Source organism: Pseudomonas sp. GW822-FHT05A08, assembly GCF_058800485.1.
In genome coordinates, this window is the sequence record NZ_CM179511.1 from 904244 (window position 1) to 918241 (window position 13998).

The 13998-nt window shown below is 62.7% G+C and carries 10 protein-coding genes; all 10 read left to right on the forward strand.

Features of this window, described 5'->3' with window-relative positions; all coding sequences use genetic code 11:
• The first annotated feature begins 71 nt into the window (after window positions 1-71).
• The 10 genes from rnr to AC3RCP_RS04115 all read left to right on the forward strand — a co-directional run bounded on the left by rnr (window position 72) and on the right by AC3RCP_RS04115 (window position 13967).
• Window positions 72-2678: a ribonuclease R gene (gene rnr, locus AC3RCP_RS04070; RefSeq protein WP_101336680.1), complete on the forward strand. Its 2607-nt coding sequence runs from the start codon at window positions 72-74 to the stop codon at window positions 2676-2678.
• Window positions 2675-3442, forward strand: coding sequence for a 23S rRNA (guanosine(2251)-2'-O)-methyltransferase RlmB (rlmB, locus tag AC3RCP_RS04075; RefSeq protein ID WP_023970226.1), 768 nt, complete (start codon window positions 2675-2677; stop codon window positions 3440-3442). Before rnr ends, rlmB begins: the two co-directional genes overlap by 4 nt.
• A gap of 283 nt (window positions 3443-3725) precedes the next feature.
• On the forward strand, window positions 3726-4151 hold the full coding sequence (rpsF, locus tag AC3RCP_RS04080; protein WP_007921481.1) for a 30S ribosomal protein S6: 426 nt from the start codon (window positions 3726-3728) through the stop codon (window positions 4149-4151).
• A 28-nt stretch (window positions 4152-4179) separates the two neighbouring features.
• A complete protein-coding gene (rpsR, locus tag AC3RCP_RS04085) occupies window positions 4180-4410 on the forward strand; it encodes a 30S ribosomal protein S18 (protein WP_002551829.1) in 231 nt (76 codons plus the stop codon).
• A 36-nt stretch (window positions 4411-4446) separates the two neighbouring features.
• Window positions 4447-5346, forward strand: a complete 900-nt coding sequence (locus AC3RCP_RS04090) for a hypothetical protein (RefSeq protein ID WP_009041913.1) — start codon at window positions 4447-4449, stop codon at window positions 5344-5346.
• Between the two features lie 21 nt (window positions 5347-5367).
• Entirely contained in the window at window positions 5368-5814 is a 447-nt protein-coding gene (gene rplI / locus AC3RCP_RS04095; protein ID WP_007921484.1) for a 50S ribosomal protein L9, read from the forward strand.
• A gap of 134 nt (window positions 5815-5948) precedes the next feature.
• Window positions 5949-7346: a replicative DNA helicase gene (dnaB, locus tag AC3RCP_RS04100; RefSeq protein ID WP_007921486.1), complete on the forward strand. Its 1398-nt coding sequence runs from the start codon at window positions 5949-5951 to the stop codon at window positions 7344-7346.
• Window positions 7347-7572: 226 nt separating this feature from the next.
• The gene (locus AC3RCP_RS04105) at window positions 7573-9873 is read left to right on the forward strand and encodes a YgiQ family radical SAM protein (RefSeq protein WP_007921487.1); all 2301 of its coding nucleotides are present in this window, start codon (window positions 7573-7575) and stop codon (window positions 9871-9873) included.
• 126 nt (window positions 9874-9999) lie between these two features.
• Entirely contained in the window at window positions 10000-10518 is a 519-nt protein-coding gene (locus AC3RCP_RS04110; protein ID WP_101336681.1) for a hypothetical protein, read from the forward strand.
• A gap of 173 nt (window positions 10519-10691) precedes the next feature.
• Window positions 10692-13967, forward strand: coding sequence for a transglutaminase family protein (locus AC3RCP_RS04115; RefSeq protein ID WP_492571418.1), 3276 nt, complete (start codon window positions 10692-10694; stop codon window positions 13965-13967).
• Window positions 13968-13998: the final 31 nt, after the last annotated feature.

Here is a 13998-nt window from a genome sequence, read left to right on the forward strand (position 1 = left end):
AGCCTGAAATTTCCCGTTTCAATACGCGTATGCCAAACTAACCCGCATATAGACAAGGTGAAATTTATCTAATGGCCGATTGGCAGTCCCTCGATCCCGAGGCCGCTCGTGAAGCGGAAAAATATGAAAACCCTATCCCTAGCCGCGAACTGATCCTTCAGCACCTTGCTGATCGGGGTTCGCCTGCTAACCGCGAACAGTTGGTCGAAGAGTTTGGTCTGACCACAGAAGACCAGATCGAAGCCCTGCGCCGCCGCCTGCGCGCCATGGAGCGCGATGCCCAACTGATCTACACCCGTCGCGGCACATATGCACCGGTGGACAAGCTCGACCTGATCCTCGGCCGCATCAGCGGTCACCGTGACGGCTTCGGCTTCCTGGTTCCCGATGACGGCAGCGACGACCTGTTCATGAGCCCGGCGCAGATGCGCCTGGTGTTCGATGGCGACCGTGCACTGGCCCGGGTTTCCGGTCTGGATCGCCGCGGTCGCCGCGAAGGCATGATCGTCGAAGTAGTGTCCCGTGCCCACGAGAGCATCGTCGGCCGTTATTTCGAAGAAGGCGGAATCGGTTTTGTGGTGGCGGACAACCCGAAGATCCAGCAGGAAGTGCTGGTGACCCCGGGTCGTAATGCCGGCGCCAAGATCGGCCAGTTCGTCGAGGTGAAGATCACCCACTGGCCGACTCCGCGCTTCCAGCCGCAAGGCGACGTGGTCGAGGTCGTGGGCAACTACATGGCCCCGGGCATGGAAATCGATGTTGCCTTGCGCACCTACGATATTCCTCACGTCTGGCCCGAGGCGGTGCTGAAGGAAGCCGGCAAGCTCAAGCCGGAAGTCGAAGAGAAGGACAAAGAGAAGCGCATCGACCTGCGTGATCTGCCGTTCGTCACCATCGACGGCGAAGACGCTCGCGACTTCGACGATGCGGTCTATTGCGAAGCCAAGCCCGGCAAGCTGCGCCTGTTCGGCGGTGGCTGGAAGCTGTACGTGGCGATTGCCGACGTTTCCAGTTACGTGAAGATCGGTTCGGCGCTGGATGCCGAGGCTCAGGTGCGCGGCAACTCGGTGTACTTCCCCGAGCGCGTGGTGCCAATGCTGCCGGAACAGCTGTCCAACGGCCTGTGCTCGCTGAACCCGAAAGTCGATCGTCTGGCCATGGTGTGCGAGATGACCATCTCCAAATCCGGCGAGATGACCGACTATCAGTTCTACGAAGCGGTGATCCACTCCAAGGCGCGCCTGACCTACAACAAGGTCAGCACTATCCTCGAACAGCCGAAAACCAGCGAGGCTAAGCAGCTGCGTGGCGAATACGCCGATGTCGTGCCGCACCTCAAGCAGCTTTATGCGCTGTACAAGGTTTTGCTCGGTGCCCGTCATACCCGTGGCGCCATCGACTTCGAGACCCAGGAAACCCGGATCATCTTCGGTTCCGAGCGCAAGATCGCGGAAATTCGCCCGACTACCCGCAACGATGCGCACAAGCTGATCGAGGAATGCATGCTGGCGGCCAACGTGGCCACCGCCGAATTCCTCAAGAAGCACGAAATCCCCGCGCTCTATCGCGTTCACGACGGCCCGCCGCCAGAGCGCCTGGAAAAACTGCGCGCCTTCCTCGGCGAGCTCGGCCTGTCCCTGCATAAAGGCAAGGACGGCCCGACGCCGAAGGACTACCAGGCCCTGCTGGAAAGCATCAAGGATCGTCCGGACTTCCATCTGATCCAGACCGTGATGCTGCGCTCCTTGAGCCAGGCGGTGTACAGCGCTGACAATCAGGGCCACTTCGGCCTGAACTACGAAGCCTATACCCACTTCACCTCGCCGATTCGCCGTTACCCGGACCTGCTGACGCACCGGGCGATTCGCAGTGTCATCCACTCCAAGCAGAACACGCCTCATGTGCGTCGTGCCGGTGCGATGAGCATTCCGAAGGCGCGCATCTATCCCTACGACGAGGCGATTCTCGAGCAGCTTGGCGAGCAGTGCTCGATGAGCGAGCGGCGTGCCGACGAAGCGACCCGCGACGTGGTGAACTGGCTCAAGTGCGAATACATGAAAGATCGCGTGGGCGAGGCGTTCCCGGGCGTGATCACTGCGGTGACCGGTTTTGGCCTGTTCGTCGAACTGACCGATATCTATGTCGAAGGTCTGGTGCATGTCACGGCGCTGCCAGGCGACTACTACCACTTCGATCCTGTGCATCACCGCCTCGCCGGTGAGCGCACCGGCCGCAGCTTCCGCCTGGGTGACAGCGTGGAAGTGCGGGTCATGCGCGTCGATCTGGACGAGCGCAAGATCGACTTCGAGATGGCGGAAAAAACCATCAGTGCGCCGATCGGTCGCAAAAAGCGTGGTGCTGTCGATGCGCCTCCGGCCAAGACGGCTGCCGAGCCCGCTCCAGCCAAGGCCGGGCGTCGTGGCCCGGCCAAGGAGAAGCCGGTCGAGGCCTACCGCTCCAGCGATGCGGCGGCGAAAAACGCCGAAGTGCGCAAGAGTCGTGAAATGAAGCAGGCGTTGCTGGCCGAAGCCAAGAGCGGCGGTAAAGCGGCGTCTGGGGGAAAGTCCGGAAAGCCGGCGTCCAGCAAGCCGAGCAAACATCGTAAAGGTCCGCCGAAAGCGGGCGCAGGTCCTGCAACGAAAAGCGGCGGGGCGCGTAAACCCAAGGCCAAGTCATGAGTCAGTTGGAAAAGATCTACGGCGTGCACGCTGTAGAAGCATTGCTGCGTCACCACCCCAAGCGCGTCAAGCAGATCTGGCTGGCCGAAGGCCGTAGCGATCCGCGTGTACAGGTGCTGGTGGACCTGGCCGGGCAGAATCGCGTGGCGGTCGGGCAGGCCGAGCGTCGCGAAATGGATGCCTGGGTCGAAGGCGTTCACCAGGGCGTCGTGGCTGAAGTAAGCCCAAGCCAGGTCTGGGGCGAAGCGATGCTCGATGAGTTGCTCGACCGTACCGAGGGTGCGCCGCTGCTTCTCGTGCTGGACGGCGTGACCGACCCGCATAACCTTGGCGCCTGCCTGCGCACTGCCGATGCGGCCGGTGCGCTGGCGGTGCTGGTGCCGAAAGACAAATCGGCGACCCTGACCCCGACCGTGCGTAAAGTGGCGTGCGGCGCCGCGGAAGTGATTCCGCTGGTGGCCGTGACCAACCTCGCGCGCACCCTGGAAAAGCTTCAGCAGCGCGGCCTGTGGGTCGTCGGCACGGCTGGCGAAGCCGAGCAGGAACTGTATGACCAGGACCTGACCGGGCCGACCATCCTGATCATGGGCGCCGAAGGCAAGGGTATGCGTCGCCTCACCCGCGAGCATTGCGATTTCCTGGTGCGCCTGCCGATGGCCGGTAGCGTCAGCAGTCTCAACGTTTCGGTGGCTACCGGCGTGTGCCTGTTCGAAGCCACGCGCCAGCGTGCGGCCAAAGCCAAGAGCGCAGCCAAGAAGGCCTGAGTTTCCTCCCTCCTATGCAGGCGCGAGCTTGCTCGCGATAGCGGCCCGACCGAGGTGCCGCAGTCGTGAGCAGGCCTGTCTGGCAGGTTTGGCGCGCCCTGGCGCCCAGTTGTTCAAATAATCACCAATTGCCTTGCGCCGCTGTTCCCCCTTCTCTACAATTGCGCCCCTTGCCGTTGCGGCAGGCGCATATGTGCCTATCTCTGAGGCAAGACACACAAGTGTCATTCACTCCTTGTCTGACCGCTTTTGAGCGGCAGGCTACAACCCGTAAGGAGCATTCATGCGTCATTACGAAATCATCTTTCTGGTCCACCCTGACCAGAGCGAGCAAGTCGGCGGCATGGTTGAGCGTTACACCAAGCTGATCGAAGAAGACGGCGGCAAAATCCACCGTCTGGAAGACTGGGGCCGTCGTCAACTGGCCTACGCAATCAACAATGTTCACAAGGCTCACTACGTGATGCTGAACGTTGAGTGCACCGGTAAAGCCCTGGCTGAGCTGGAAGACAACTTCCGTTACAACGATGCTGTGATCCGTAACCTGGTCATCCGTCGCGAAGAAGCCATCACTGGCCAATCCGAGATGCTCAAGGCTGAAGAGAACCGCAGTGAGCGCCGTGAGCGTCGTGACCGTCCTGAGCATTCTGACAGCGCCGATGGCGATGACAGCGATAACAGCGACGCCAGCGATAACGCTGACGAGTAATCCACGGACCTTTTGAGGAGCCAATTACATGGCACGTTTCTTCCGTCGTCGTAAATTCTGCCGCTTCACCGCTGAAGACGTGAAAGAGATCGATTACAAAGATCTCAACACTCTGAAAGCCTACGTATCCGAGACCGGCAAAATCGTTCCAAGCCGTATCACCGGTACCAAAGCTCGTTATCAGCGTCAGCTGGCCACCGCTATCAAGCGCGCCCGCTTCCTGGCCCTGCTGGCCTACACCGACAGCCACGGCCGCTGAGACCGGGCAGTCGACAAGTAGTAAGGGATTGAATGCATGCGCGCCTTAGCTGAGTTCATCATGCGCGGCCGTATGCAGGCCACTCTGGTAGTGGCCGGATGTGCGGCATTGCCGTTGTTGTATTGGTTGGGTGCTGCTGCGGGAAGCCTGGTGCTCCTGCGGCGCGGTTTGAGCGACGCCCTTGGTGTCCTCGCCCTGGGATTGCTGCCGGCATTGTTCTGGTGGCTGTATTCCGACGATCCACGCGCACTCATGGTGTTGCTCGGGTCTTCGGGCCTTGCGTTGGTTTTGCGCGCAAGCGAATCCTGGAACCGTGTGCTGCTGGTCAGCATAGCGCTGGGCCTGGTGTTTGCTGGAGTGCTGGGTGTGGCTTACCGCCCCCAGATCGAGATGCTCTCGCAGGAGTTGGTAAAAATCCTGCCGTTGGCCCTCGGTGATCTCTACCAGCAGCTGTCGGTTGAAGAGCGGGCTCGTCTCGCCTCACTGATCGCACCGGTCCTGACCGGCCTGATTGCGGCTTTGTTGCAGGTCGTCAGTGTGCTGAGCCTGATTGTCGGGCGCTACTGGCAGGCGTTGTTGTACAACCCGGGTGGTTTTGGGCGCGAGTTTCGCGCTATCAAGCTCCCGCTGGGACTGGCGATGTTGCTGCTGGCCTGCATGCTGCTGGGACCGAACCTCGGTCCACAGATGGCGATGCTGACGCCGTTGTGCAGCGTACCGCTGGTGTTCGCCGGGCTGGCCCTGATTCACGGGCTGGTGGCGCAAGGGCGACTGGCCAGGTTCTGGCTGGTGGGGTTGTACGTAACGCTGTTGCTGTTTATGCAGCTGATCTATCCGTTGCTCGTGGTGTTGGCCATAGTCGACAGCCTGATTGATTTTCGCGGTCGTTCGGCGCCGAAAGACGCCGATAACGGTCCTGCGAACGGTGAAGGTTAAAAGTTAAGAGGTTATTACCAAATGGAACTGATCCTGCTGGAAAAAATCGCCAACCTGGGCAACCTGGGCGATAAGGTAAACGTTAAGGCTGGTTACGGCCGTAACTACCTGCTGCCTTTCGGCAAAGCCACCGCTGCTACCGCTGCCAACCTGGCTGCGTTCGAAGCGCGTCGTGCCGAGCTGGAAAAACTGGCTGCAGAGAAAAAGGCTTCTGCCGAAACTCGCGCTGCCCAACTGGCTGAGCTGGAAGTGACTATCACTGCCACCGCTGGTGACGAAGGCAAGCTGTTCGGTTCGATCGGCACCCACGACATCGCTGATGCACTGACCGCCTCCGGCGTTGAAGTTGCAAAAAGCGAAGTTCGTCTGCCGAACGGCACCATCCGCAACGTAGGTGAATTCGACGTAGCCGTGCACTTGCACGCTGAAGTTGAAGCTACCGTACGCGTTGTCGTGGTAGCAGCTTAAGCAGTACTTGTCGGCTGGCACCCTCGGGAGCTAGCCGGTAACATCGGGCACGATCCTGTTTACAGGTCGTGCCCTTTGTCTTTCTGTACCCTCAGTTTTTCAAACCCCTGCTTTTCCTAAAAAACCAAGTGGCCATGAACGATATCTCCGCTCCCGAGCAATACGATCTGCAAACCGCTGCCCTGAAGGTGCCGCCACATTCCATCGAGGCCGAACAGGCCGTGCTCGGTGGTTTGATGCTGGACAACAACGCCTGGGAGCGGGTGCTCGATCAAGTCTCCGACGGCGATTTCTATCGACATGACCACCGCCTGATCTTTCGTGCGATCGCCAAGCTGGCCGATCAGAACATGCCGATCGACGTCGTGACCCTGTCCGAGCAGTTGGACAAGGAAGGCCAGACGTCCCAGGTCGGTGGCCTGGGTTACCTGGGCGAACTGGCGAAGAACACGCCGTCGGTGGCCAACATCAAGGCCTATGCGCAGATCGTTCGCCAGCGCGCCACCCTGCGCCAGTTGATCGGCATTAGCACCGAGATCGCCGACAGCGCCTTCAACCCCGAAGGCCGCACTGCCGAAGAGATTCTCGACGAAGCCGAACGGCAGATCTTCCAGATCGCCGAAGCGCGTCCGAAGACCGGCGGCCCGGTGGGCGTCAACGAGTTGCTGACCAAGGCCATCGACCGCATCGACACCCTGTTCAACACCGACAACGCCATCACCGGCCTGTCCACCGGCTACACCGACCTCGACGAGAAGACCAGCGGCCTGCAGCCCGCCGACCTGATCATCGTCGCCGGTCGTCCGTCCATGGGTAAGACCACCTTTGCCATGAACCTGGTGGAAAACGCCGTACTGCGCAGCGACAAGGCGGTGCTGGTGTACTCCCTCGAGATGCCAGGCGAATCGCTGATCATGCGTATGCTGTCGTCCCTCGGCCGTATCGACCAGACCAAGGTGCGTTCCGGCCAGCTGGAAGACGACGACTGGCCGCGCCTGACCTCGGCGGTCAACCTGCTCAACGATCGCAAGCTGTTCATCGACGACACCGCCGGTATCAGCCCTTCGGAAATGCGCGCGCGGACCCGCCGCCTGGTGCGTGAGCACGGCGACATCGCCCTGATCATGATCGACTACCTGCAGCTGATGCAGATCCCGGGTTCCAGCGGCGACAACCGGACCAACGAGATTTCCGAGATCTCCCGTTCCCTCAAGGCCCTGGCCAAGGAATTCAACTGCCCGGTAGTGGCCTTGTCCCAGCTCAACCGCTCCCTTGAGCAGCGCCCGAACAAGCGCCCGGTGAACTCCGACTTGCGGGAATCCGGAGCGATCGAGCAGGACGCCGACGTCATCATGTTCGTGTACCGGGACGAGGTGTATCACCCCGAGACCGAGCACAAGGGCATTGCCGAGATCATCATCGGCAAGCAGCGGAACGGCCCCATCGGCTTTATCCGCCTGGCGTTCATCGGCAAGTACACCCGCTTCGAGAACCTCGCGCCGGGCAGCTACAACTTCGACGACGACGAATAAACAGCCGTAGCCGCTGCCGCAGGCTGCGACAGAGGCCGCAGGGCCTTCGTTCGATGGGTGAGCGTTGCGTCTGCCGCGCAGCCGATCGCAGTCTGCGACAGCGGCTACAGGCCACCGATTTCCGACCATAGTCGTCGGAATTGGTTATTTTTTGTGCTATATTCCGCGCCCGCGAATTTCTCTGTAAATAAACGCGCCCTCATCTACACCTATACCGGTCATCGACATGCAAGCAGCCAAGCCGTTATTTGACTATCCCAAGTACTGGGCCGAATGTTTCGGACCGGCGCCGTTCCTGCCGATGAGCAGGGCGGAAATGGATCAGCTCGGCTGGGATTCCTGCGACATCATCATCGTCACCGGCGATGCCTACGTCGATCACCCGTCGTTCGGCATGGCGATCATCGGCCGGCTGCTGGAGTCCCAGGGCTTCCGCGTCGGGATCATCGCCCAGCCGAACTGGCAGTCCAAAGACGACTTCATGAAGCTCGGCGAGCCGAACCTGTTCTTCGGCGTCGCAGCCGGCAACATGGACTCGATGATCAACCGCTACACCGCGGACAAGAAAATCCGCTCCGACGACGCCTACACCCCGGGTGGCCTGGCGGGCAAGCGTCCGGACCGCGCCAGCCTGGTCTACAGTCAGCGCTGCAAGGAAGCCTACAAGCACGTGCCGATCGTCCTGGGCGGCATCGAAGCCTCCCTGCGCCGCATCGCCCACTACGACTACTGGCAGGACCGGGTGCGCAACTCGATCCTGATCGACGCCAGCGCCGACATCCTGCTCTACGGCAACGCCGAGCGGGCGATTGTCGAAGTCGCCCAGCGCCTGTCCTACGGGCACAAGATCGAAGACATCACCGACGTGCGCGGCACCGCGTTCATTCGCCGTGACACGCCGCAGGGCTGGTACGAAGTCGACTCCACGCGTATCGACCGTCCGGGCAAGATCGACAAGATCATCAACCCGTACGTCAACACCCAGGACACCCAGGCCTGTGCCATCGAGCAGGAAAAGGGCCCGGTCGAAGATCCCCAGGAAGCCAAGGTCGTGCAGATCCTGGCCAGCCCGAAGATGACCCGGGACAAGACCGTGATCCGCCTGCCGTCCATGGAAAAGGTGCGTAACGATCCGGTGCTCTACGCCCACGCCAACCGCGTGCTGCACCTGGAAACCAACCCGGGCAACGCCCGTGCGCTGGTGCAGAAGCATGGCGAGATCGATGTCTGGTTCAACCCGCCGCCCATCCCGATGACCACCGAAGAGATGGACTACGTGTTCGGCATGCCGTATCAGCGCATCCCGCACCCGGCGTACGGCAAGGAGAAGATCCCGGCCTACGACATGATCCGTTTTTCGGTGAACATCATGCGTGGCTGCTTCGGTGGCTGCACCTTCTGCTCGATCACCGAGCACGAAGGGCGGATCATCCAGAACCGTTCCGAAGAGTCGATCATTCGCGAGATCGAAGAGATTCGCGACAAGGTTCCAGGTTTTACCGGGGTCATTTCCGACCTCGGCGGCCCGACCGCGAACATGTACCGCATCGCCTGCAAGAGCCCGGAAATCGAATCCGCGTGCCGCAAGCCGTCCTGCGTGTTCCCTGGCATCTGCCCGAACCTGAACACCGACCACTCGTCGCTGATCCAGCTGTATCGCAGCGCCCGCGCCTTGCCGGGGGTGAAGAAAATCCTGATCGCTTCCGGCCTGCGCTACGACCTCGCGGTCGAGTCGCCGGAGTACGTCAAGGAACTGGTGACCCACCACGTCGGTGGCTACCTGAAGATCGCCCCGGAACACACCGAGGAAGGTCCGCTCAACCAGATGATGAAGCCGGGCATCGGTAGCTACGACCGGTTCAAGCGGATGTTCGAGAAGTACTCCAAGGAAGCGGGCAAGGAGCAGTACCTGATTCCGTACTTCATCGCCGCGCACCCGGGCACCACCGACGAAGACATGATGAACCTGGCCCTGTGGCTCAAGGGCAATGGTTTCCGCGCCGACCAGGTGCAGGCGTTCTACCCGTCGCCGATGGCCACCGCCACCGCGATGTACCACTCGGGCAAGAACCCGCTGCGCAAGGTCACCTACAAGAGTGACGGGGTGACCATCGTCAAGAGCGAGGAGCAGCGTCGCCTGCACAAGGCGTTCCTGCGTTACCACGACCCGAAAGGCTGGCCGATGCTGCGTGAAGCGCTGACCCGCATGGGTCGCGCCGACCTGATCGGGCCGGGCAAGAACCAGTTGATTCCTTTGCATCAGCCGTCGACCGACAGCTACCAGAGCGCCCGTCGCAAGAACTCGACGCCGGCTGGCAGCCACAAAGTGGCCAAGGAAACCACCAAAATTCTTACCCAGCACACCGGCCTGCCTCCACGCGGCAGCGACGGTAGCAACCCGTGGGACAAGCGCGAACAGGCCAAGGCCGCCGCGATGGCCCGCAACAAGCAGGCCGCCAAGGAACGCACGGATGCGGCCAAGGGCAAAGGCAAGAAGCCGGCCCGCAAACCGGTCGTGCCCCGCTAAGGCCACTGCTGTACGGACCCAATGCCACAGACACAACGCCAACCCCAGGGTTGGCGTTGTGCATTTCGGCGTTCGGGTTTGTTAAGGTGCGCCCCCAGGATTGGCATCAACTCAAGGAAGCGCCGCGTGTTACGTCGCCGCAAAACCCCGCAACAACGGCAGGTCGAAGACCGGCTGCTACGCCTCAAGACCGCCGAATGGCTTGCCTGGCAGCCCTATGTGCGGCGTTTCGGGGTGATTCACATCGCGGTGATGATGACGACGGTCTTCAGCATCTCGCTGACCGCCGCGCAGGTGCCCCATCTGTATTTCCCCCGTGACTTCCAGGTCGCCAACTACGCCGCGATGGCCATGCTGGGCGCTGGCCTGCTGATGAGCCTGTGTTTCATGCTGGTGATCCGCGGCTACCCGCGTGGCGCCTGGGCCTTGTTCGGCGCGCTGGTGTTCTGCCTCGCATGTGCGCTGCTGGTCCTGCTGGACTCCCGCCAGCGACTGTTCCCGGCCTTTGTCCTGTGCATTCCCCTGGCCGGGCTGTACCTGATGAGCACCCGGCGCTACCAGCGCGGGCTCAAGGTGCTGCAAGTGGCGGCGCGCAAACGCCGGCGCCTGCAGCGACTGGAAGCCGGCCTGAAGCGGGTGCGCTGACCGCCGGTTACATCCTGTCGCCACATTTATGTGCAACCCTGCGCACGCCGAAGCACGCACCGCTCGCTTTTGGTGCTGTACTGCCCACAGCCGTTGGGGAAAGCCCCGGGACTGGTGCTCTGGCATAAGTCTTGCGCGCTTTCGTGTACGTTCAGGCCCGCAGGAGGCACGCCGTGTCGATCCATGTCGCATTGCACCATGTCACGCATTACCGCTACGACCGCGCGGTCGAACTCGGCCCACAGATCGTTCGCCTGCGTCCGGCGGCCCATAGCCGCACGCGGATTCTCTCCTATGCGCTGAAGGTTCAGCCCGAGCAGCACTTCATCAACTGGCAGCAGGACCCCCAGGGCAACTACCTGGCGCGCCTGGTCTTCCCGGAGAAGACCGACGAGCTGCGGATCGAAGTCGATCTGCTGGCGGAGATGGCGGTCTTCAATCCGTTCGATTTCTTCCTTGAGCCCTACGCCGAGAAAATCCCCTTCGCCTATGCCGCCGACGAGCAGCGCGAGCTGGCGCCTTACCTGGAAACCCTGCCACTGACGCCGAAGTTCAAGGCGTACCTTGAGGGCATCGACCGCACGCCGATACCGGCGGTGGATTTCCTGGTGGCCCTGAACCAGCGCCTGAGCGAAGACATCGGCTACCTGATCCGCATGGAGCCCGGTGTGCAGACGCCGGAGCAGACCCTGGACAAGGCTTCCGGCTCCTGCCGCGACTCCGCCTGGCTGCTGGTGCAACTGCTGCGCAACCTGGGGCTGGCCGCGCGCTTTGTTTCCGGCTATCTGATCCAGCTGACCGCCGACGTCAAATCCCTCGACGGCCCGTCCGGCACCGAGGTCGACTTCACCGACCTGCACGCCTGGTGCGAGGTGTACTTGCCCGGCGCCGGCTGGATCGGCCTGGACGCCACTTCCGGGCTGTTTGCCGGGGAAGGGCATATCCCGTTGGCTTGCAGCCCCGATCCGTCCTCGGCGGCGCCGATCAGCGGCCTGGTGGAGCCTTGCGAATGCGAGTTCGGCCACGAGATGTCGGTGGAGCGGGTCTGGGAAGCGCCGCGGGTCACCAAGCCCTACACCGAGGAGCAATGGCTGGCGATCCAGGCCCTGGGCCGGCAGATCGATGCCGACCTGCTGGCAGGCGACGTGCGCCTGACCATGGGCGGCGAGCCGACCTTCGTCTCGATCGACGACCCGGATGGCGCCGAATGGAACACCGCGGCTCTCGGGCCGAACAAGCGCCGGTTGTCCGCCGAGCTGTTCCAGCGCCTGCGCAACCACTACGCGCCCAAGGGCCTGGTGCACTTTGGCCAGGGCAAGTGGTACCCGGGCGAGCAATTGCCGCGCTGGTCGCTGAACTGCTACTGGCGCCGCGACGGCGTGCCGATCTGGCACAACGCCGCGCTGATTGCCGACGAACATGAAGACTATGGCGCCGACAGCGAGCTGGCCGGGCGTTTCCTCGCCAGCGTCGCCGAACGCTTGAAGCTGCCCGCGCGCTTTGTATTCCCGGCCTACGAAGACAATTTCTACTACCTGTGGCGTGAAGGCACCTTGCCGCAGAACGTCAGCGCCGAGGATTCGCGGCTGGCGGACGAGCTGGAGCGGGCGCGCCTGCGCAAGGTGTTCAGTCAGGGCCTGGACAAGGTTATCGGCCAGGTCCTGCCGCTGGCCCGTACTGCGAGGGGCGACCAGTGGCAGAGCGGCCGCTGGTACCTGCGCGATACCCATTGCCGGTTGATCCCGGGGGATTCGCCCCTGGGTTATCGCCTGCCGCTGGCGTCCCAGCCCTGGGTGACAGCGGCGGAGTATCCCTATGTGCACCCCACCGACCCGAACCAGGAGCTGCCCGAGCTGCCGGACAGTGCGCAACTGCGCGAACACGGCGAAGCGGCCGAGGCCGATGAGCGGGTGCCGCAGATCGACCAGTCCGCCGACTGGCTGACCCGCACCGCGTTCTGCGCCGAGGCGCGGGGCGGGCGCTTGTACCTGTTCATGCCGCCCCTGGAGCGCCTGGAGGATTACCTGGAGCTGGTCAGCGCCATCGAGGCCACCGCCGAGGAGCTGCATTGCCCGGTGCTGCTGGAGGGCTACGAGCCGCCGAGCGATCCGCGCCTGAGCAACTTCCGCGTCACCCCCGATCCGGGCGTGATCGAGGTCAACGTGCAGCCGTCCGCCAGTTGGGACGAGCTGGTGGAGCGCACCGAATTCCTCTACGAGGAAGCCCGGCAGACCCGCCTGACCACCGAGAAATTCATGATCGACGGGCGCCATACCGGCACCGGCGGCGGCAACCACTTCGTATTGGGTGGCGCGACGCCGGCGGATTCGCCGTTCCTGCGCCGGCCGGACCTGTTGCGCAGCCTGATCAGCTACTGGCACAACCATCCGTCGTTGTCCTATCTGTTCTCCGGGTTGTTCATCGGCCCCACCTCCCAGGCGCCGCGGGTCGACGAGGCGCGCAACGATGCGTTGTACGAGCTGGAAATCGCCTTCGCGCAGATGCCCGAACCGGGCGAGGAGTGCCCACCGTGGCTGGTCGACCGGCTGCTGCGCAACTTGCTGATCGATGTCACCGGCAACACCCATCGCGCCGAGTTCTGCATCGACAAGCTGTACTCGCCGGATGGCGCTACAGGCCGCCTGGGCCTGCTGGAACTGCGCGCCTTTGAAATGCCGCCCCATGCGCGCATGAGCCTGGCCCAGCAACTGTTGCTGCGGGCCTTGGTCGCGCGCTTCTGGCGCGAGCCCTACGCACCGGCCAAGCTGGCGCGCTGGGGCACCGAGCTGCACGACCGCTTCCTGTTGCCGCACTTCATCGAGCAGGACTTCGCCGATGTCATCGTCGAGCTCAACGCCGCCGGCTATCCGCTGCGCGCCGAGTGGTTCGCCGCGCACCTGGAGTTCCGTTTCCCCAAGGTCGGCGATTACGCGGTCGGCGGTGTCGAACTGGAGCTGCGCCAGGCCCTGGAGCCTTGGCATGTGCTGGGGGAGGAGGGCTCCGCTGGCGGCACGGTGCGTTATGTCGACTCATCGCTGGAGCGCCTGCAGGTCAAGCTCGCCGGGTTGGCGCCGCAGCGCTACCTGTTGACCTGCAACGGTGTCGCGGTGCCGCTGCAGCCCACCGGGCGGGTCGGGGAGTTCGTCGCCGGCGTGCGCTATCGGGCCTGGCAGCCGTTCAACTGCCTGCAACCGACCATCCCGGTGCACGCACCGTTGGTGTTCGACCTGCTCGACACCTGGATGCAGCGTTCCCTGGGCGGTTGCCAATACCATGTGGCCCACCCGGGCGGGCGCAACTACGACAGCCTACCGGTGAATGCCAACGAGGCCGAGAGCCGGCGCATGGCGCGCTTCTTCCGCCTGGGGCATAGCCCCGGCACCTTGTCGGTGCCGAGCCTGACGATCAACGACGAGTTGCCGATGACACTCGATTTGCGACGTTTCTAAAGCAGACACGACGCCCGAATGTTTCGCATAT